Origin of the sequence: Halobiforma lacisalsi AJ5 (assembly GCF_000226975.2) — an archaeon.
GTDB classification, from domain to species: domain Archaea; phylum Halobacteriota; class Halobacteria; order Halobacteriales; family Natrialbaceae; genus Natronobacterium; species Natronobacterium lacisalsi.
Genome location: NZ_CP019286.1, coordinates 60389 through 78832, shown reverse-complemented (window position 1 = coordinate 78832; position 18444 = coordinate 60389). Strand labels below are relative to the sequence as shown.

19 protein-coding genes, 2 pseudogenes and 1 CRISPR repeat array (1 of these 22 running past the window's edge) are annotated in these 18444 nt (G+C 58.2%); of the genes and pseudogenes, 14 read left to right on the top strand and 7 right to left on the bottom strand.

Annotated features, from left to right (window positions below; all coding sequences use genetic code 11):
• A CRISPR array of direct repeats spans nucleotides 1-200; the repeat unit is 30 nt; unit sequence GTTTCAGACGAACCCTTGTGGGATTGAAGC (it extends 1331 nt beyond the left edge of the window).
• A gap of 182 nt (nucleotides 201-382) precedes the next feature.
• Complete coding sequence (locus tag CHINAEXTREME_RS20695; RefSeq protein ID WP_007143035.1) at nucleotides 383-1078, top strand: hypothetical protein; 696 nt, start codon at nucleotides 383-385, stop codon at nucleotides 1076-1078.
• 43 nt (nucleotides 1079-1121) lie between these two features.
• On the opposite strand, the gene CHINAEXTREME_RS20690 is transcribed toward CHINAEXTREME_RS20695, so the two are convergent.
• Nucleotides 1122-1571, bottom strand: coding sequence for a hypothetical protein (locus tag CHINAEXTREME_RS20690; RefSeq protein ID WP_007143034.1), 450 nt, complete (start codon nucleotides 1569-1571; stop codon nucleotides 1122-1124).
• 112 nt (nucleotides 1572-1683) lie between these two features.
• Nucleotides 1684-2010 (bottom strand): hypothetical protein, encoded by a 327-nt coding sequence (locus CHINAEXTREME_RS20685; protein ID WP_007143033.1) that lies wholly within the window; start codon nucleotides 2008-2010, stop codon nucleotides 1684-1686.
• 526 nt (nucleotides 2011-2536) lie between these two features.
• On the opposite strand from CHINAEXTREME_RS20685, the gene CHINAEXTREME_RS20680 reads away from it, so the two are divergent.
• The 11 genes and pseudogenes from CHINAEXTREME_RS20680 (at nucleotide 2537) to CHINAEXTREME_RS20635 (ending at nucleotide 10958) form a co-directional block, all read left to right on the top strand.
• Nucleotides 2537-2797 carry a 4Fe-4S ferredoxin N-terminal domain-containing protein gene (locus CHINAEXTREME_RS20680; protein ID WP_010546869.1) on the top strand — a complete coding sequence of 87 codons (261 nt, stop codon included), beginning with the start codon at nucleotides 2537-2539 and terminating at the stop codon, nucleotides 2795-2797.
• Nucleotides 2790-5279 (top strand): molybdopterin-dependent oxidoreductase, encoded by a 2490-nt coding sequence (locus tag CHINAEXTREME_RS20675; RefSeq protein ID WP_029601779.1) that lies wholly within the window; start codon nucleotides 2790-2792, stop codon nucleotides 5277-5279. The genes CHINAEXTREME_RS20680 and CHINAEXTREME_RS20675 overlap by 8 nt, the downstream gene beginning before the upstream one ends.
• Nucleotides 5276-6013, top strand: a complete 738-nt coding sequence (dsrO, locus tag CHINAEXTREME_RS20670; protein ID WP_007139893.1) for a sulfate reduction electron transfer complex DsrMKJOP subunit DsrO — start codon at nucleotides 5276-5278, stop codon at nucleotides 6011-6013. Before CHINAEXTREME_RS20675 ends, dsrO begins: the two co-directional genes overlap by 4 nt.
• Complete coding sequence (gene nrfD, locus CHINAEXTREME_RS20665) at nucleotides 6010-7386, top strand: NrfD/PsrC family molybdoenzyme membrane anchor subunit (protein ID WP_076738795.1); 1377 nt, start codon at nucleotides 6010-6012, stop codon at nucleotides 7384-7386. The genes dsrO and nrfD overlap by 4 nt, the downstream gene beginning before the upstream one ends.
• Nucleotides 7383-7931, top strand: a complete 549-nt coding sequence (locus CHINAEXTREME_RS20660; RefSeq protein WP_007139895.1) for a TorD/DmsD family molecular chaperone — start codon at nucleotides 7383-7385, stop codon at nucleotides 7929-7931. Before nrfD ends, CHINAEXTREME_RS20660 begins: the two co-directional genes overlap by 4 nt.
• 339 nt (nucleotides 7932-8270) lie before the next feature.
• Nucleotides 8271-8492 (top strand): annotated as a pseudogene (locus tag CHINAEXTREME_RS22575) (SPL family radical SAM protein); the annotation flags it as partial.
• Nucleotides 8478-8621, top strand: a pseudogene (locus CHINAEXTREME_RS22520) (radical SAM protein); the annotation flags it as partial. The pseudogenes CHINAEXTREME_RS22575 and CHINAEXTREME_RS22520, both read left to right, overlap by 15 nt.
• A 95-nt stretch (nucleotides 8622-8716) precedes the next feature.
• The gene (locus CHINAEXTREME_RS20650; RefSeq protein ID WP_007139897.1) at nucleotides 8717-8968 is read left to right on the top strand and encodes an AbrB/MazE/SpoVT family DNA-binding domain-containing protein; all 252 of its coding nucleotides are present in this window, start codon (nucleotides 8717-8719) and stop codon (nucleotides 8966-8968) included.
• Entirely contained in the window at nucleotides 8969-9403 is a 435-nt protein-coding gene (locus tag CHINAEXTREME_RS20645; RefSeq protein ID WP_007139898.1) for a PIN domain-containing protein, read from the top strand.
• A 209-nt stretch (nucleotides 9404-9612) separates the two neighbouring features.
• Nucleotides 9613-10368, top strand: a complete 756-nt coding sequence (locus tag CHINAEXTREME_RS20640; protein ID WP_010546899.1) for a hypothetical protein — start codon at nucleotides 9613-9615, stop codon at nucleotides 10366-10368.
• Between the two features lie 149 nt (nucleotides 10369-10517).
• Nucleotides 10518-10958 (top strand): helix-turn-helix transcriptional regulator, encoded by a 441-nt coding sequence (locus CHINAEXTREME_RS20635; protein WP_007139900.1) that lies wholly within the window; start codon nucleotides 10518-10520, stop codon nucleotides 10956-10958.
• Here CHINAEXTREME_RS20635 and CHINAEXTREME_RS21645 read toward each other — a convergent pair.
• From CHINAEXTREME_RS21645 to CHINAEXTREME_RS21640, 3 genes are all read right to left on the bottom strand, one after another.
• Nucleotides 10955-11704: a DUF6338 family protein gene (locus CHINAEXTREME_RS21645; RefSeq protein WP_152423872.1), complete on the bottom strand. Its 750-nt coding sequence runs from the start codon at nucleotides 11702-11704 to the stop codon at nucleotides 10955-10957. The two genes, CHINAEXTREME_RS20635 and CHINAEXTREME_RS21645, sit on opposite strands and share 4 nt — an antisense overlap.
• Nucleotides 11688-13124 (bottom strand): IS66 family transposase, encoded by a 1437-nt coding sequence (tnpC, locus tag CHINAEXTREME_RS20630; RefSeq protein WP_029601814.1) that lies wholly within the window; start codon nucleotides 13122-13124, stop codon nucleotides 11688-11690. Before tnpC ends, CHINAEXTREME_RS21645 begins: the two co-directional genes overlap by 17 nt.
• Nucleotides 13125-13706: 582 nt before the next feature.
• The gene (locus CHINAEXTREME_RS21640) at nucleotides 13707-14102 is read right to left on the bottom strand and encodes a hypothetical protein (protein WP_076738794.1); all 396 of its coding nucleotides are present in this window, start codon (nucleotides 14100-14102) and stop codon (nucleotides 13707-13709) included.
• A gap of 263 nt (nucleotides 14103-14365) precedes the next feature.
• On the opposite strand from CHINAEXTREME_RS21640, the gene CHINAEXTREME_RS20615 reads away from it, so the two are divergent.
• Nucleotides 14366-15394, top strand: a complete 1029-nt coding sequence (locus tag CHINAEXTREME_RS20615; RefSeq protein ID WP_238593414.1) for a PAS domain-containing sensor histidine kinase — start codon at nucleotides 14366-14368, stop codon at nucleotides 15392-15394.
• A 447-nt stretch (nucleotides 15395-15841) separates the two neighbouring features.
• Nucleotides 15842-16399: a DoxX family protein gene (locus CHINAEXTREME_RS20610; protein ID WP_076738793.1), complete on the top strand. Its 558-nt coding sequence runs from the start codon at nucleotides 15842-15844 to the stop codon at nucleotides 16397-16399.
• Between the two features lie 222 nt (nucleotides 16400-16621).
• Here the strand turns inward: CHINAEXTREME_RS20610 and CHINAEXTREME_RS20605 are convergent, their stop codons facing one another.
• Nucleotides 16622-17200, bottom strand: a complete 579-nt coding sequence (locus CHINAEXTREME_RS20605; RefSeq protein ID WP_238593413.1) for a hypothetical protein — start codon at nucleotides 17198-17200, stop codon at nucleotides 16622-16624.
• Between the two features lie 69 nt (nucleotides 17201-17269).
• A complete protein-coding gene (locus CHINAEXTREME_RS20600) occupies nucleotides 17270-18442 on the bottom strand; it encodes an RNA-guided endonuclease InsQ/TnpB family protein (RefSeq protein ID WP_007139907.1) in 1173 nt (390 codons plus the stop codon).
• Between the last annotated feature and the right edge of the window lie 2 nt (nucleotides 18443-18444).

Genomic DNA, 18444 nt, shown 5'->3' with positions numbered 1-18444 from the left:
AGCCAAGAAGGGCGACGTTCCGATTAGCCAAGACGACCAGAGTTTCAGACGAACCCTTGTGGGATTGAAGCTCGGCGTCGCGGTACTCGAGTTGCAGTTGCTCGGTTTCAGACGAACCCTTGTGGGATTGAAGCGAAGACCCGATTCGGGACCTTCAGGGCGTGAACGCGGTTTCAGACGAACCCTTGTGGGATTGAAACCGATCGCCGGATTGAGATCACTATGTCGACCCTCAGTTTAGTCAGGCTTTCTGGAATTGAAGAATAGACCAGAGCCATTTCTCTGTTTTTCTTCTGAAAATATACTTCGACCCATCTCAAGACAGTCCTGCCCACCCCATTCCGACACCTACTTTTTCCAACCACAACCACCCACAACCAAGATGCCTCGAGCGGGCCCACTCAAACAGATCCTCCGGACACTGACGGTCGCCGAACTCCGCTCTCTGCGCCGCACCCACTGCCCACAGGTCACCGAGTACGACGGCAACAAAACCGCCTTCGTCGACCGCCTCCGCAACTCACTGAAACGCTCGATCGATGACGGCGAGCTCACCTACGAGGACCTCGTCGAGTTCCTCCGCGACGAGTTCGAATCCAACGGGCCCGAACGAGCGACGACCTGCATTCGCCACACTTTAGAAGACCTCACGATCTCTCCCTGTGCCGGCTACAGGGACGGCCGCGCCGTCAGGGAACGCTGGATCAGCTCAGAATGCTACCAGGCGCTCCAGTACGAACTCGCGGACCTCCCGTACGAGATCACGCAAGAAGCCACGTTCGGCCGCAGTAGTATCGACCTGCTCGTCAGCCACGCCCACGACGATCGCAACTACCTCACCGAGGTCAAACTCGCGGGCAACTACAACAGCCGCGAACGCTTGCTCTCCCAACTGCGCAAGTACCGAAAGAAGGTGCCGTACCTCCGCCGCTCGTTCGTATTCATGGTCGCCGAACGCGAGCGCGATCTCCCCGCGAACAAGGAGTCCGTCGAGCACGTGATCCAGGAGGCCGAAGACGAACCCCAAACCGAGATCGTCGTGAAGCCGCCCGCTGGACTCGAGTACAGCGCCGGATAACCTCCCCAATCCCCACACAGACCTTCTCTGTGGGTACCAGCCGTCACTTCTCACCAGGCAGTGCTCCATCAGGAATGTCCTTTTTGGCGATCTCTAGAACTTCGTAGAGGCACTGGAGGGCAAGTTCTGCATCCTCCTTCACAATCCGCTTGGGGCGTTCGTTAGCTCCCGTCGAGCGCTCGAGCATACTCTCTGCGGGGTCACTCGGCCCTTTCTCACCGCGATAGTGGACGTGGGCGTTTCGAAGCTCGTGGAGATCTGAAAACCGAGCAGCAGCCTCCGAGCCGAGAAGGTCCTGTTCCTCTGCTTCAGTAACGATTGTAGAGAAGTAATAGTAGTCGGAACTGTCCGGGAGTTGCTCGCGAAGGATTTGCTCAATAGTGGCTGTTGCCGCCAAGAACGATGCAAAGTAGTGCCCATCTATGAACGCACCTTCCGCGTTTTCGACGCCAACTAGCGACCCACTAGTCAGGGCTCTGACCTCGGGTCGCATTTCTTCGATCCAATTTGCTCGGGATATACGATGGGGGAGTCTGTCGAGTAATCTTTTCTCGATATCGGTTGTCTCAAACATATAGGCTAGATATCGTCGACGTTGATTCCTTCTATTTCGTCACTCCAGTTGATCGCAGCTCGACGAACGGCAACACGCCGTTCAGCAATATCCCGATTCGGCGGTCAATGCTACTGATTTCCTCTTCGAGTTCGTCTTGATCCTCGATCACGTAGTACCCGTTGCTGCCGGAAGCAACTGGAATCTCCTCTTCGTAGAGTACCTGACGGACATATTTTCGCGTTTTCGGAAACGAGCCGACACTATCGACTTCGATTACCTCATTGATCTCTCTGGAGGAGATTGGATTGTCTCGGCCGCGGTGTTCCAGAAGTAGTTCTTTCACGGTCTCGAGCTTCTCTGGATCCAAACCCGTCATGAAAGCTACTTGTTAGTGAATACACAAAAAGATTGGCGACTGATCGACGTATTAGACTCCGAGTTTTTGTTCGTAATAGAGTGACGAGAGTTCGCATTCCAATAGGTGAGTCAAGTACTCGTGATCTGCATTTTCGGCAGCTTCGAGGGCCTCCTCGAGCGCTTGGTCTAATTCTTTAATCGCTTCCTCATCGTAGGATCGACTTTCGGGAATATCACGTGTATCTGACTCTCTGATCGTGTTGCTTGGAGTATTCGAACTGGTGGCCATAGGAACAAAATTGTAGTCGGGCCTACTAGTCCTTTCGGTCGTTCCCGAATCTAGTACCGTTCCAACCGTCGACTGATGGGTCGAACCGGCCCACACGAGCGGATTCGACCCATCAGTTCAGGCTTGGACCGCCACTAGCTGTGATTACAACCAACTCTGATATCCAGTTCCGATACCGACCCTCATATAAAAGTGTGAACTGTTTGCCGCCGGGGGTTCCGGCCGAGGACCGCTATCCACGAACGGTGAGCCGACGATGGGAACATCAGACGACGAGCAACCGATCGAAGAGGACGCCGCCGGCGTCGATCCCGCGGTCTGGGAGGAGACGGCCGATGACCTCCTCGAGGAGAGTCCGTACGATACGGACCTCGGCAAGGAGATGAGCAGGGACGCCGTGCGGGTCAGCGCGGGTCGCATGTCGGAAGCGGAGTTCCACGAGAAATATCACGACGCCGTCCTCGAGGAGTTCGGCGTCGACGACCGGCCGCTCGAGGGGGGTGACGACGATGAGTAAGCAGGAAGAGCGGACTGAATCAGGAGTGAGCAGACGGTCCGTATTGCTCTCGGCTGGAGCAGCCGCCGGGGTGCTGGGGATCGGCGGCAAGCAAACGCTCGACTCGCTCACTCGAGACGCAACGAGCGGATCCGTCGACGGGTTGTTCGACGAAACGCAGGTCCTCAATACGGCGTGTGCACCGAACTGTCGCGGGAAGTGCCCGCTCAACGTCCACGTCAGGGATGGTCAGATCAAGTTCGTCGAACCCCAGATGACCGACGACGAGCAGTACCGGCGTGGATGTCTTCTGGGTCAGTCCCACGTCCAGCGGGTCTACAGCCCGAAACGGCTGAAGTACCCGATGGTGCGTAGCGACTGGTCGCCAGGCGATCCGAACCCCGAGGGTCGGGGCGAGGGTGCCGAGTTCGAACAGGTGTCCTGGGACGAGGCACTCGACTACGTCGCGGAGGAGATGCTCCGGGTTCGTGAGGAATACGGCCCCGAGAGCGTTTTCTTCCACACGGGGTCCGGCGATAACGGAATGGGGACGACGATCTTCGGCCGACTTGCGTCGATGTTCGGCGGCACCCAGCAGGGGTGGTCGATCGACTCCAACGTCGGTATCGGATTCAACCGCGTTACCGGGTACGGGTACTTCCTGCCCCCGACGAACGAGTCCGAGGACTGGGTCAATGCGAACACGATCATCGTCTGGGGCTCCGACCTGCTGGCGAGCCAGTTCCAGAACGACGCTTCGAAGGTTCTGGATGCGATGGAAAGCGGGGCCAAACTCGTCGTCGTGGATCCCGTCTACACGACGACGGCCGCGAAAGCCGACCTCTGGCTGCCGATCAAGCCCGGGAAGGACACGCACCTCGCGCTCGCAATGATCAACGAGGTGCTCACCGAGGGGATCTACGACGCGGAGTTCCTCCGGGAGCGAACGACCGCCGGCGCGCTCGTCCGGGACGATACCGGGGAACTGCTCCGGATGGGCGATATCGACGGTAGCGACGACGATCGCGTCGTCGGCGTCCACTCCGAAACCGGCGAGCCGGTTCCGCTCGAGCCCGATACCTACGCCGACGTCGAACTGTTCGGCCAGTACGAGGTCGACGGCATCGAAGCGACGACGGGGCTGACGCTGCTCGAGGACCACGTCCAGGAGTATTCACCCGAAGCCGTCGCCGACGTCGCGGAACTCGATGCGGAGGACATTCGAACCGCCGCTCGGTGGTTAGCAACTCGAGGTCCCGGCGGAATCGCCTCGAGCTACGCGCTTGGCCGGTACAAGTACGGTCACGTGTTCGGGCAGACGTACGCGATCCTGCTCGCGCTGACCGGCGACTACGGGAAATCCGGCACTATTCACGCCCAGCACCCGTTGGGCGCTTCGCTCTCGAGCGGGGACTACGGGAGCCCCGAGGGTGCCGAAGGCGCTCAATCCTTGCGGATGCACGAGGTTCCGGACGCGCTCGAGAACGGGGAGCCGTACCCGATCAAGGCGATCTACGGGATGGAGTCGAACATGCTGGTCAACCAGTTCCCGGATCGCCAGCGCTGGATGGACCTGCTCGAGAACGTCGACATGTTCGCGATGGCCGACATCCACCGGACCCCGACGGTCCAGCACGCGGACATTCTCCTGCCAGCGGCCCACTGGTTCGAGCGAGAGGACATCACCGACGCCTGGGGGTCGCATCCGCACATCTCGTATCGGACCAAGGCCCACGATCCGCTGTGGGATGCCCGTGACGACTACTACATCATCAACGACCTCGGGGAAAAGCTGGGATACGACGACCTGTTCCTGAACGATAAGCGCGCCGAACTGGAGGAGATCGCGTCGAACGACGACCGGTTCGATTTCGACGAACTGCGCGAGAAGGGGAACGTCAGAATCGACGTGGACGTCATCAAGTACCAGGATCCGTTCCCGACGGACACCGGCCGCATCGAGATCTACGACGAGGACCAGCCCGTCGAAGACGAGGGAACGGTCCTCGATCTCCCACGTCCGATCGAGGACCGGACCACCGACGACCACGAACTCGCCGACGAGTATCCGCTGATGTTCATGCAGAAGCACTCGAAGTGGCGGATTCACTCCCAGTGGGCCGACAACGCGATGGTCCGGAAGATGAACCCCGAGCCGACCCTCGACGTCCACCCGTCCGATGCCCGGGAACGCGGGATCGACGAGGGCGACTACGTCCGCGTCTACAACGATCGCGGCGAGGTCGTCGTGCGCGCCGAGTACAACGAGGGCATGCAGCCGGGCCTGATCAACATCGATCAGGGCTGGTGGGCCGAGGACTTCGTCGAGGGAAGCTTGCAGGACCTCACCCACATGGAAGTCAACGATCTCGCGCCGACGTTTGCGTTCTACGACGTCCGTGCGGAGATCGAACCCGCGCCCGACGTGGACACGAGCATGTACACCGATCCCGAGTCAGCCGACTGGCTCGGCGACTACCCCAGCGAAGGTGATGCACAATGACGAACTACGGAATGGTAATCGATCTGGAGCGGTGTATCGGCTGTCACGCCTGTGCCGTGAGCTGTAGCCAGGAGAACAACGTCTCGCTTGACCAGCAGTGGAACCGGATCCTCACCGAGGGCGGGGATTCGATGGATACGCCGGAGGGCAAGTACCCCGAAGACGGCCGGGACGGAACACTCTCGATGAACCACCTGCCGATGGCGTGCCAGCACTGTGAGAACGCACCCTGCGTAAAGGTGTGCCCGGTCAACGCGACCTACAAGCGCGACGACGGCATCGTCGCGATCGACTACGACAAGTGCATGGGCTGTCGCTACTGCATGAGCGCCTGTCCGTACAACGCGCGGGTGTTCAACTACGACGAGCCGGAGACGCTCCCTGCCGAGGGCACGGGCAACGTCGAGCAGCGCGAACAGGGCGTCGTCGAGAAGTGTACGTTCTGTAGCCACCGGGTCGAGGAGGACCTCGATCCAGCCTGTACCGTCGCTTGCCCAGCCGACGCCCGGATCTTCGGCGACCTCGACGACGAGGAAAGCACCGTCTCGCGGTACATCAACAAGTACGAAACGGATCAACTCCTCGAGGAGCTAGAGACCGACCCCAACACCTACTACGTTCGTGGCGACATGACCCCCGGTCGGAAGCGACACGGAAACGAACTCGAGGGGACCGAGAAGAAGGAAGTCGGCAACCCTGACGGTGTCGCAACCGACGGAGGTGAGAGCGAATGAGCACCCAACGGGATTCCGGTGTCGTCGTCCCGCAGTTCGGCACCCGAGGGAAAGCGTGGCTCGCTCTGCTGGGGATCGTCATCGTCGCGGGCCTCGCCGCTTGGGGCTACCAGCTTAGCCGCGGACTCGCCGTCACCGGCATGGACAACGTCTTCTCCTGGGGGCTATACATCATGCTGTTCGTCTTCTTCATCGGCCTCTCGGCCGGCGGCCTGATCATCTCGAGTGCGCCGAAGTTCTTCCACTCGAAGCGCTACGACAGTCTGGCGGCGCTGGGCGTGTTGGTGAGCCTGGGCTGTATCGTCGTCGCCGGGCTGTTGATCCTGCCGGACCTGGGCAAGCCGAGTCGCGTCACCGGGTTCCTGACCTCGCCGGACTTCCGGTCACCGATGGTCTGGGACTTCGGGATCGTGCTCCTCTATGGGCTGTTCAACGTGGGCTACCTCTGGCTGTTGACCCGGCGCGACCTCGCGAAGATGGGGTCGCAACTGGCGTTCGGCGTCGAGGATACTCCCGCAGGCCGCGAGCGCGACCGAAAGCTCGCCTTCTGGGCGGCCGCCGTCGCGATGCCGCTGGCGATCGCGTTGCACTCGGTGACGGGCTGGATCTTCGCGACCCAGATCGGCCGCGGCGACTGGTTCAACCCGCTGGTCGCGCCGATGTTCATCATGAAGGCGCTGGTGTCTGGACTGGCGCTGTTGCTGGTGACGGCGATCGTCGTCGACCGAGTCACGCGGTTCCGGATGCCTCGCGAACTGGTGCCGGAACTCGGGAAGGTGCTCGGCATCTTCGTCGCAGTCCACGTCGTCTACCTGGTGGCTGCCGAGCGGCTGCCCCACGCGTGGGCCGCGAACTTCGAGTTCTGGTCGATCACGAGCGCCTTTTTGGTCGGCGACACGGTCCACTTCTGGCTGTGGACGGTCGTCGGCGGCGCGGTGCCGATCGCCCTGCTTGCGGTGCCGTCCTGGCGGCGGAAGGTGGGCGTCGTCTTCGCGGCCAGCGTCGCGGCGATCGTGGGCATCCTCTTCGAGGGGGTGTACCTGATCTTCACGGGCTACCGTGACCTGAACATCGACGCCTCCCCCGGTGTTACGACCGGTACTGACTACACGGGCATCGGCTCCGACGTCTGGGCGACGGTCGGCAGCTACACGCCGACGCTGATCGAGTTGCTGGTGACGCTCGGCATCGTCGCTGTCGGTGCGCTGATCGTCACGCTCGGCCTGCGGTTCCTGCCCGTCCAGCCCGGCGGCCGCAAGCCCATGCCCGCCGCGCGAGACGAGGCGAGCGACCCCGACGCGGAAACACCGCCAGACGCGGCCGTCGCGGACGGCGGCTACGTCGCCGACGGAACGGACGGTGATCGCCGATGAGTGGCGTGCGTTCCGAACGGGCGGAAACGGAACCCGCGGCCGCGGAACTGGCCACCGGCTACGCGATGCTGGCCCGCTGCTGGCGGCAACCGACCGCTGACGTGGTCGACGCGGTGACGACCGAACTGCTCGAGGAGGTCGACTCCTCGACCGCAACTACGGACGTTACGGGCCTTCGGACGGAACACGCACGGCTGTTCGTCGGTCCCGGTGACCCACCGTGTCCGCCCTACGAGAGCGTCTATCGCGACGACGGCGACGTGCTGGGGCCGACGACCCGCGCGGCCGTCGAGTGGTATCGCGCCTACGATCTGGGCCTCGAGCCGGACTGGCCCGACCTGCCCGACCACATCGCGACCGAACTCGAGTTCGCCGCGCACCTGCTCGAGCGCGGGGAGGTCGACGCCTGCGAACAGTTCCTCGACGAACACCTCCGCCAGTGGACCGGGGAGTTCCTCGAGGCTGTCAGGGTGGAGACACACGAGCCCTACTACGAGGCGCTGGCGACGGCGACCGAGGCCGCGATCAGTGCTGAGCAGCGCTGATCCAGCCTGTCGTTGGGACCGTCACTCGTCTTCAGGACTAATTTCACTATCTCGTTCTCGGCTATACAGGCCCATGAATAGTGATCACGCCGATTAGTGGCCATCCACGCTGGCGCAGTACTATTCGGATTATACCTCGTATAGAACGGTATGAGTGCTGAGAGCCGCGAGAAGGCCAAAGAAAAGGGACAAAAAAGCGGAAAGGGCTCCCAGCTCGTTTCCAGGGTCATTGACAGGGCGATCGGATGCGACGACCGGGACTGCCACTGAGCACAAAGGACTCCTGTGGACATGGATCCTCGACAGACTAACGAGTAAGACCACCACCTCAATATCTGAGACCACGTCGTCACCGTCGCGACGGACTGTCGTCACGGCTGTGAGTTCTGTTACGTGCCGACCACGCCAGCGATCGACAACCGGGACGAAATGCTCGCCGATCAAGCCGACGTCGACGATCCTCAGAGTGACTGGGGCAGGTACCTGCTCTACCGCGACGACCTCCCGGAACGACTTGCAGGCATCCTCGAGGACCGCGACCCGAGCGACCAAAAACAGACTGCTCTCAACAGCCTTCCCGTTGTTCGGAAGGTGCGACGGCAGGCATCGGGGGCCGTGAACGCCCCGACCGTGACCCACGACGCCGTTCGAGGCTATCAGACCGATGGTGTCGCGGGAGTATCTGACTAATCCACGGGAAGCCACGGGCCACCGTGCCCGTGGCGGTTCACTGAGCAGTGTGGCTGCACACTAGACTTTTCCGGGCTGGTCACCTATCAGGGGATATGAGCAGCGACCGAATCGACGCCGAAAGCAAGGTCTCAGGGAATCAAGCAAACATCCCTGCCCGCATTCGACGTGAACTCGATATCGACGACGGCGACCACCTCCGCTGGCACCTCGAGGAGGATGGAAGCATTCGAGTTCAGGTTATTCAACAGGAAACAGGTACGTTCTCCGATTTCGACGGCTACGCCGGTGAGGAGACGACCGATGTAACAAGAGACCATGACGCCTGGGGCATCGACGTCGAGTAAATGCCCCGCGCACTCATCGATACGTCGGTCCTGTTTGCAGCCACGTACAAGCGAGACAGTTCACATGACGCCGCACTCCCGGTGCTCCACGGCATCGACGATGGAACACTTCCAGAAGCAGTCGTCGTCGACTACGTACTCGCCGAGACGCTCAATGGCCTCACGACCCATGCCGGTCCAGGCGCAGCTGTTGATCTCCTCGATCGAATCGAAGAAAACGCCCGCTTCCATATCGATTCACTCACTAGCGACGCCTTCGCAACAGGGAAGGCCCACTTCCGTCAACACGAACCTCTCTCCTTCGTCGATGCCTGTATTATCGCATACATGCAAACCGAGGGGCTTGGATACCTGTATGCATTCGACGATGACTTCGACGCAGTCGAGGACGTCTATCGACTTGACACAGCGACGAACCCCTACGATCCAAACTAGCGGCTCTGCCGAAACCTTAGAACAGAATGGGATTAGCCCCCCTTTGCGGTAAGTACAGAGGATAAAACTCCGTCCAAGACGCCGAAGACGAACTCCAGAGGTCGTCGTGAAGTCGCCCGCTGACTCGAGTACACCGCGAGATAGCTTACAACGGCAGTTCCGACTAGTAGCATCCGAAGACACTTATCGCTCGCCTCTCAGGCCTCCGTATGAATCGACGGGCGCTGCTCGCCGCGACGACGGCCACTCTGGCGGGGGCTGCCGGCTGTCTCGCAAATATGGGCGACTCGTATGAACCGTGTCACGAGAATGTTCTCGTCTACGACCGGCTCCCTGACCCGGTGAAAGCTGAGGTCGATACAGCGCTCGAGGAGGGCGCATATGAGACCACGAGTTTCCTCGTAGAAGACGAACTACGGTACGAGCGGGTCGCGGGCCGATCCGTGGACGCGCTCCGGAAGGACGGCACCTACTACGAGGCTCGCGTCGAGTCGTCTACCTCGTGGGCGGGGCTGGGACGGACGCGAACGCTTTCGTTCGAGGAAACAGCATTCACAAGCGACACTCCGGCGGAACTCCTTGTTCGAAACGTTACTACTGACCTGTGGACTGGCGTCATTGCAATCGACGATCCGGCTGATGAGCGTCTGCTCGAGGAGCGACTGACGATCGAATCCTATCCGCGCGAGGAGACCCCAGACCACTACACGGAAGCCGATCGGGACCGGATCGTCCAGCTCCCAGTGACGAACGAATACGGCCGCTACGAGGCGACGTTTGATCCCGATAACGGCGAGCCAGAACGCGTCGACGTCTGGTTCACGATGGGCTACCCGCCGCGACGAAATCGATACGCGATCACCGACAACGGACCCGAATACGACGAAACGCTGTACGGCGCCATCGGGCGTCCCGGCCACCCGTCCACACCGTGTTCCTGGGACGACGAGGGCAATCTCATCTAGTCCTGCAGGTGATCACTTAGTGAGGATGTCGGACACAGACTGCCCACGATCTTGTCGACAATTATTCCAAGATATCAGTACATTTTATTACACACAAACGAAGTGTCTTTTCCATAAGAGCCGTATATGCGTGGAGGAAAGATAGAAGCATGAACCCGACGCTCCTCCCACTGGCGCTATTGGAAGCCAATGATGAGGAGCCGGTAGAAGGAATCACGCGATTCCAGAAACTCGTCTTCCTCTTCGACCGCGAAATACACGAAGAGGAGGACATTTACCAATTCCGACCGGACAAATACGGTCCGTTTTCGAAGCGGTTATACGACGATCTCGACTGGCTCGTCGAAGAAGGACTCGTCGAGAGGGATACGACGAAGTCGCCGTTCGGGAACGATACGCAACGATACAAGCTAACGAGCAAAGGCAAACGCGCTCTACAGCGGGCACGCGACGAAGGCCAACTTGAGTTCGACGAGCAGCAACTTTCGAACATCAAAGACGATTACAACGATCAGAATCTGTGGAATCTCCTCGAGACAGTCTACGAAAAATACCCCAGAATGGCCAAGAACAGCAAGCTAAATATTTAATTCCGCGGTTGAGTCGACTTCTCCTCTCGCGTCGTATCACCCTCACTCGAATCATCCGACCGAGAGCCTTGGTGAGCGTGACCGTCAGTCTCTGTTTCTGTTGATCGGCCATCGGTTTGCCCCTCTGATGAGGATGTACTAAATGGACGAAGCTTATCCCCGAGTCGGGACAGAAATCCGTTTTCACCAGACTCTTCGACGGCAAATGCCGCGACTTCGTTCCGGTCACTTTTGATATCTTCTTCCGAAGGGCCCTGTTCATCAAATTGAATCTCTTCACCATCTTTGCCGTCTTCTTCGTCGTCAAGAACCTCCTCAGCGTCCGGCAACTCATCAATTTTCACGTATGAGATATCTTGATTGTGGATATAGACTGCCCCAGTCCACTTTTCAATAGTCTGAACCTCCCCGTCCTCGGTAATAGAGACAGTGCGAGGTTTCCGTAATGTGATATCTCGTTTTCCGGCAGACTCTCCGTACTTATCGATCCGACCCTCGATCTTGGTGCCATCAGATGTTACAACACGCAATTGGAATTCATCGTCTTCGACCTTATTGAAATAGTTCTCCCAGATACGGTTTTCTGCCCATAGTGGTGATTTCCGACGTCGACTGATGATGCCAAGAGCGATCCCAAGTAAAACACAGATAGTGACTACAAGAAGGTACAGACCACCAATAACGTGGATTTCGCCACTACTGAGAAATGATTCTATATCGGGTACGTGTTTACCCCGAAGTCTCAACAGCCGGTTCAGTGTGAGCCCGTGATATCATCTCATTGTTGTTGACGACTCGGCGAAGTTCTTCGTAGGGATTGCGTCCCTGCTGGCGCCATGTCGCCAGCAGGGACAAGATCGTCTCGTGAACGAACATACCTCGATCGTTACGGAGTGTCCCGATGATTTTCCGGAGAACGACTGGTTCACGAAGTGCGTTCTCAGCTGCGTTGTTCGTCGGGGAGACCGCTGGCTCACCGACGAAGGTGAGCCAGTGGTCGATCCCTCCTTCGATTTTCCCGAGTAGTGTTGCCACTGGTTCGTCGGTTACTGACCGCCCCACGAGCGATCTAAGCCCGTTCTGGCATGAGCGGTGCATCTGTGCTCTCTCACGAAGACTCGGGTCGGTCTCCAGCCACGACTGGAGACCGACGAACATCTGCTTGAGATACCGGTAAACGGGTTCTGCCTCCTCGTGGTCACTAGCAGCGTCTTCAGCTTCTCGGAGAAGATGTGCCCAGCACCGCTGAAGGTTACTGCTGAACGCTGGATACGCCGTCCACCCATCGCAGATGACCGTTCCCGGGAAGTCCTCGCCGAGGACTTCCGCGGGAACATCACTTCCACGACTCTCCCTTACGGCGTATAGCGTGTGCTCGCTCGTCCGAAACGTCCAAATCCACGCCTGCTCACCCTCGCGTTTGATACCGGTTTCGTCAACGTGAACGATCTCTGCTTGCTGAATCTGTCTTCGAATCTGTTCGTATTCGCAGCGACCGGCGCGCGCAGCGCGCTCGGTCGCGTGCCACGCGGACGCGCCCGAGAGTTCTAATCCATGCAGTTGCTCGAACCGGTCAGCGATTTTCCGGTAGGGGAGGCGGTGATCGTACCGAGAAAGTGCTGCTTGAGAGATGACGTTCACCCCGAACTGCCCCTCATCGGGGCAGTCGGGGTGTGTAGCAACGGTTTCTGTTCCACAAGAGCTGCACTGGTAGTAGTGACGGTTGTACCGGGTGATTTCTGGTGGCTGTGGATCGGGAACCTCCTCGACGAGTCGGGGGCTGACGCCCACCGACTCGTCGAAGTGTTCGCCACACTCGGGACAACAGTCACAGGTGACATCGATCTCTTTGTCGGGATCTGCTGTTGCACGCCACTCAGGGTCGTGACCGTCCTTCCGTCCGGGAGTACCGCCATCGGTTCGAACATTCTCGTCTTCGTCGTCCTGCGAGGTCGGGGACTCGTCAGTCCCCGACCGTCGCTTACTGGGCGGTGTATGCGGATTTTCGTATTTGCGAAGGCGTGTTTCGAGTTCTTCTATCCGCTCGTCCTTCTGATCGATTTTCTTGTCCTTTCGCTTGTTCTCCCGTTCGAGTTCTTCGACTCGTTGCTCAAGTTGGAGAAGCCGAGAAAGGAGCTCTTCTTTGGTGAAATCGTCTGCGTTCACAGACTCCACCAACCAGTAGTGACAGCAGAAGTAACGGGATGGGCTCCGGTGCGGAGCCCATCCCTGAGAATCGTATCCGAGGTCTGCTGCCTGTTCATATCGCGTCCGTTGAACGCTTCCTACGAGAGAGTACCGAAATCAGCCCGGGCTAAACACATACTATATCGGTAATCTCTAAAAAGTCAGTAGGAAGGTAGCCCTCGCGCCCTTTCTGCTGATAGCTAAACGCTACATACAGAATGCCCATCGAAACGAGACTGAGGCCAAAACTGATGCCAATCGTATCTAATTGATTGAATCGATCAGACTGGTTAGTTATCCATAACAAGACTTTGATACCGGCAAGTCCGGGGATAAGGAAGAGAACGACTTCGAGGAGACCTAATTGGCTAATCTCCCCAAATACCATCAGTGGTGAGTGATACTAACTCGTCGTATATAATTCGTTCCGATTGAACTCTATGCTCTTCTGAAAATACTGATCCCGGCTCCTCTGAGTTCTTTAAGACGAGGTAGGGCTACCAGAGAGGGGAGTCCACAGTGGCGGGCAAAAATCGACAACTGGTGCAACCGACCCTGACCCTACTCGCGTTCAGCTACCCACTGGCCATCTGGTTCCCCGTGGCGAACGATCTTTGCCCGGGAAGTGAACTCCTGATCTCCGTAAAACGGAGAGCTTGTGGTGAATGGGAGTGCAATGGTGCGCTCAGTAAGATCTGCAGGCACAACGAATGTTTGCGTACTCACGTGATCATACGCTTCGTCAATCAGAAGTTCTGCCCTCACCGTCACCTCTCCTCGTCTGCCTTCTTGTTTTTCAACGACTCCAACTACGAGAGCCATCCCCTCGTCTGTTATATATGACCGAATATTCCGAAGGGTAAACTGTGGGTTCTGCTGTCTCTCTGAGAAAAGGCAACCAGCAGTACCCATACAAGCTATCGCCCCCATTATGGATAGCGCGGAGCGACGGTTCATATTGCTTATTGGCCGCTTCTATGCCGTAAACGGCGTGGAATCCCACTATGGAGTTTTAAGCACAGTTGCGGATGTCTCCTCTGGCCTGGTGGTTGGAACGTTCGTGAACCGCCTCGGGGTCAAGCCCCGAGGCACTCGCCTTGCTTTCTCTGTAGAAAGCGACAAGATGTTCGATAACTGATGTTATGTTATGTTATGTTATAAAGTCGCCTCCCACTATTTTTATCCGATAGCTACGGCTATTGGCAACATACTAGATTACCGTGACTACCCACATGTTGCCCCCATTTCTCGATAGTCTCGAGACAGGTATTTCGATCCACGACCCGGAAACGGGCACTATCCTCGATGTGAATGACCAGTTTGAAGAAATCTTCGGATACTCTCTTACGGCCTTGCGCGAACAGCCGATGGCGACGTTTACTGCCCCATCAATGCAAATGACATCGGAGGAGGTCCACCAGCACGTTCGGTCAGCAGCAACTGGCGAACCGCAGTCGTTCGAACTGCAGATCGAACGGCCAAACGGAGAGTATCGCTGGGTGGATATCCAACTGACCCAGACAGCGATTAGTTCAGAAAAGTACGTTCTCGGCCAGGTCTCCGACGTTACTGAGTATAAGGTTCGTGAACAACTGCTGCGACTCCTCCACCGGGTACTTCGGCACAACCTCCGCAACGACATGAACATCCTCATCGGGTACGCCGACCGGGTCAAAACCTCGGTCGAAAGCGAGCAACTCGAGGACCAGATCGAGACGATTTTGGATATTGCATCGGAGGTCGGAGCGTTGAGCGATTCACTTGATCAGATCGAACAGATCGTCCAATCCGATGCGACAGAACGTGAAGCGATTAATCTCCACAGGATGGTCACAAACCGTGTACAGGAGTTTCAGTCAGCCCACTCATCCGTGACGTTTACTGTTGAGGGAGCGTCGGATGTCTGGGTCACTGCAGATTCTGGGCTGCAATACGCGATCGATAACGCGATCGAAAATGCAATCGTCCACAACGATCAGGAGACGCCGGAGGTGGCGGTGACCGTCACCGAGGATACCGAAACCGATCAGGGAGTGGTTCGAATCGCTGATAACGGGCCTTCGATACCGGACATCGAAATCGAGGTACTGCAGGATAATACCGATATCCACAGTACGTTTCACGGCTCCGGAATCGGACTTTGGCTCATGAAGTGGTCGGTCGATTCACTCGGTGGTGAACTCTCGTTTGGAGCAAACGACCCTCGAGGGAACGTCGTTGAGATCGCGATCCCGAACACAAAACAGTGACTCGAGACGGCTACCCAACTTGATCTTCCGGCGGTAGCAGCCTACGTGTTGGCACTGACGCCGTTTTGAGAGAAAATCGGAATCAGTCATCAGCCGAGCCACAATTGGGACAACGGCTGTTGACGAATTCGTTGTACATCCGGCCACAATGCAAACATTTCTGTATGTTGTCCCCAATTCTTTCCCCCATACTGGTTGTTTATAAGACGATTCTCCTTCACTAATATAGTCTTTGAAGTCATTCAGCGGTTGAGAGATTCACCAGATTTTGGACCCGAAAAATTGGCTCGAGGTCGAACCCAGTGATACTCGATCCGCCCTCTCTGGAAACCGCCGTCTCGACACCGAAAATGGTCGGCGATAGAACTCTCCGGCAACCCATCAAATAAAGGGTATTCGATCATCTCCGTTCAGCTCGTCTCTTCAAATACAAGAGGTCACCCGATCATGTCCACTACCACTCGAAATAAGCTCGAAAGCCGGTACGGAGGAATCACACTCGAAGGACGACCCCACGCGCTGAGCGCGTGGTTCGTCGTAGCGCTGCGGTTCGTAATGGGCGGAATGATCCTGTTTGCGGGCCTGGGGAAGGTCCTGGACTGGCCGTTCGACGCCAGCGGCTTTCTGGTCCACGGCGTCGACCCGGCAAGTCCCGTCAGCGGTCTCTACGCCGCGATGGCAGCCAACCCCGCGCTGATGGAGGTCATCAACGTCGTCGTGCCCGCAACGCAGGTGCTGATCGGCGTCGCGCTGCTCGCCGGCGCGTTCGTCCGCCTGGCAGCCCTGGGCGGGGCCATACAGATGGTCCTGTTCTACCTCGGCGGCTGGGAGGGACAGTGGCTCGCGCTGTTCGACTCGACGCTGATCTACGCCGTCGCGTTCCTCGCGCTCGGCGCCTTCGCAGCGGGCCGCATCGCCGGTCTCGACCGCTACATCGAAGGAATCAACGTCGGTGGCCAACCGCTCCTCGAGCGGTTCCCCAGGCTCCGGTACGTCCTGGGCTAATCGGTTCGACCACCGTTCGACGACTGGATGGGTAGCGGTTCCGATGAGCGTGCGCTTACACAGCGGGACGTTGAACGTGAACGTGAACGGAGGCCATTCTCTTGCCGAGGTCGTTCGAGACCGCGAAGCCGTCTCGTGATGACGAGAGACCCCCGGTCTCTCGAACCAAATTGGCCAGAACGGGAGTCCACGCTGAATCCCACCGCTAAAGCGGTGGGTAGCTTACAGGTCAGTCCAATCTGTGATACCCGTGACCGTCTCTGTTTCAAGATTCACTGTGATGGAGTAGTGCGTCTCATCGCTACTGGGATCTAATACCCTGACACTCACTTCATCCTCGAGGTAGGTGGGTTCACGGTCGATAGTCACACTCTTGTTCTGCCCTTCAGTCGAGACGGAGAAGGTTGTTGTCTCCGTGCTGTTATTCGTCGACGTTTCGTTGAGGCCGGAGATCGTCGTTGTCTGCATCGCGTCAGCTGAGATTTTTTGAATCGGGTTGACGCTCATCTTGTACTGCTCAACATCCGCCAGTGCTTGTTGAACGGTCTCGTTGTTTCGAGCGATCGCCTGTGCGTCTCGGCGGTCACTTTCGGTCAGAGGCTGCTCTGTAGTCGTATTGACGTGGAACGTACCGCCGTCTTGGCGTTCGATCTCGATCTGGTTGACATGACTCATATCCTCGACGACGGCCGCCCGTTCGTCACCGTGCTCGAGTGTGACGTTCTCCTCTGAGACAACGAATGTTGAATTCGGCTGAGAATCGGCGAGGGGGGTGGAGACACCCACTGCAGTTCCAACCACAGCGAGTCCAACACCGAGGAGGGCCAACCCACCGAGAAGAATAATTCTGGACTGTGACTTCTCCCACGACTACAGTCGTGGGCTTCCCTCACGGAGGGTTAGGCCCACGTTGTCTGGGGAGTTCGCAGGTTCCATCTCACCATTGGTTCCTTTGGGTACGACCTGCGTTTCGGGCTGAGCCACAACAGCCCCCACCGTCGATAGCGGACTCTGAATGTTCTTACCGACGGCTCGTTTGCCGATGTTCGTCGCGCCATTCTTGTCGCCGTTGTCGTCCAGTCCACAGTCGTGGCATTCAACACGCCCCTGTACTTCCCGCGATGTGTTCTGTGACCCACACCGCCAACACGTCACGGACGTGTCGTACTCCTTGACCGGAACGCACTCTCGTCCGTCGAGGTGGGCTTTGTACGTGAGGATGTTCGTCATCTTCGCATACGGCATCTTGTGGGTCTTGTCATTCACGTACCGTCCCTTGTCGTTGTCGAAGCGCAACCCGGTCATATCACCGAACACGATGACGGCGTTGCGTTCGCGGGCGCGAGCGACGAGTTCGTTCGCCACTTGGTGCAGTTCGTGTTCGACCGTTCGGGATTCCTTGTCACCGAGGCGTTCGATGACCTGCGCTCCCGAGCGAACCTTCGCCTTCCCGATGCTCTTGCGGAGTTGCTTGTAGTGTTCACGGACGCGACGGACTTCCGCGCCGTGGAACTGCGTGTCGCGGTCAGAGAGGAACGTGCTGACGGCTATCCACTTCGCACCCATGTCAACAGCAAGAACATCGTCGTACTCGTCTGAGACGGCCACAGACCGCTTGCAGACGAGATGGATATACCACTCACCGTCCCGGTGGACGAGTTCCGAGTCGCGGATGTACTCGTCGGTGAGCAGGTGCGTATCCTTCTCGGGGACGCGGACGGGAACCCAGATGCTATCTCCGCGTTCTTTCTCGGGGTTGTAGACGGGGAGTTTGAACCACCACGACGAGAGAACCGTGTCCTCGTCGTGTTCGATGGTGATGCAGTCGTTGCGGAGGACGACAGGCTGTTCGGTGTCCTCTCGCGGGTTCTTGTTCGACCGGACTTTGTCCGCCTGTTGCTTGGTGGCGGAGTAGAGGTTCGCGTCGTCGTCACCGTGAACGGCGTCTTGGAACGCGGAGTATTCGCGTTCGACGAATCGGGTTTTCCGCTCGGTGAGTGAGTGGAGTTTGACCCGTACCGTGGTGGTGACTTCTCGGCGCATCG

What these genes read in the sequence shown, in the direction of transcription:
- CHINAEXTREME_RS20600 (WP_007139907.1), bottom strand. Translation starts at nt 18,442, where the DNA reads ATGCGCCGAGAAGTCACCACCACGGTACGGGTCAAACTCCACTCACTC.
- CHINAEXTREME_RS20675 (WP_029601779.1), top strand. Translation starts at nt 2,790, where the DNA reads ATGAGTAAGCAGGAAGAGCGGACTGAATCAGGAGTGAGCAGACGGTCC.
- CHINAEXTREME_RS21640 (WP_076738794.1), bottom strand. Translation starts at nt 14,102, where the DNA reads ATGAACCGTCGCTCCGCGCTATCCATAATGGGGGCGATAGCTTGTATG.
- dsrO (WP_007139893.1), top strand. Translation starts at nt 5,276, where the DNA reads ATGACGAACTACGGAATGGTAATCGATCTGGAGCGGTGTATCGGCTGT.
- CHINAEXTREME_RS20660 (WP_007139895.1), top strand. Translation starts at nt 7,383, where the DNA reads ATGAGTGGCGTGCGTTCCGAACGGGCGGAAACGGAACCCGCGGCCGCG.
- CHINAEXTREME_RS20650 (WP_007139897.1), top strand. Translation starts at nt 8,717, where the DNA reads ATGAGCAGCGACCGAATCGACGCCGAAAGCAAGGTCTCAGGGAATCAA.
- CHINAEXTREME_RS20610 (WP_076738793.1), top strand. Translation starts at nt 15,842, where the DNA reads ATGTCCACTACCACTCGAAATAAGCTCGAAAGCCGGTACGGAGGAATC.
- CHINAEXTREME_RS20640 (WP_010546899.1), top strand. Translation starts at nt 9,613, where the DNA reads ATGAATCGACGGGCGCTGCTCGCCGCGACGACGGCCACTCTGGCGGGG.
- nrfD (WP_076738795.1), top strand. Translation starts at nt 6,010, where the DNA reads ATGAGCACCCAACGGGATTCCGGTGTCGTCGTCCCGCAGTTCGGCACC.
- CHINAEXTREME_RS20680 (WP_010546869.1), top strand. Translation starts at nt 2,537, where the DNA reads ATGGGAACATCAGACGACGAGCAACCGATCGAAGAGGACGCCGCCGGC.
- CHINAEXTREME_RS20690 (WP_007143034.1), bottom strand. Translation starts at nt 1,571, where the DNA reads ATGCGACCCGAGGTCAGAGCCCTGACTAGTGGGTCGCTAGTTGGCGTC.
- CHINAEXTREME_RS20695 (WP_007143035.1), top strand. Translation starts at nt 383, where the DNA reads ATGCCTCGAGCGGGCCCACTCAAACAGATCCTCCGGACACTGACGGTC.
- CHINAEXTREME_RS20635 (WP_007139900.1), top strand. Translation starts at nt 10,518, where the DNA reads ATGAACCCGACGCTCCTCCCACTGGCGCTATTGGAAGCCAATGATGAG.
- CHINAEXTREME_RS20645 (WP_007139898.1), top strand. Translation starts at nt 8,969, where the DNA reads ATGCCCCGCGCACTCATCGATACGTCGGTCCTGTTTGCAGCCACGTAC.
- CHINAEXTREME_RS20685 (WP_007143033.1), bottom strand. Translation starts at nt 2,010, where the DNA reads ATGACGGGTTTGGATCCAGAGAAGCTCGAGACCGTGAAAGAACTACTT.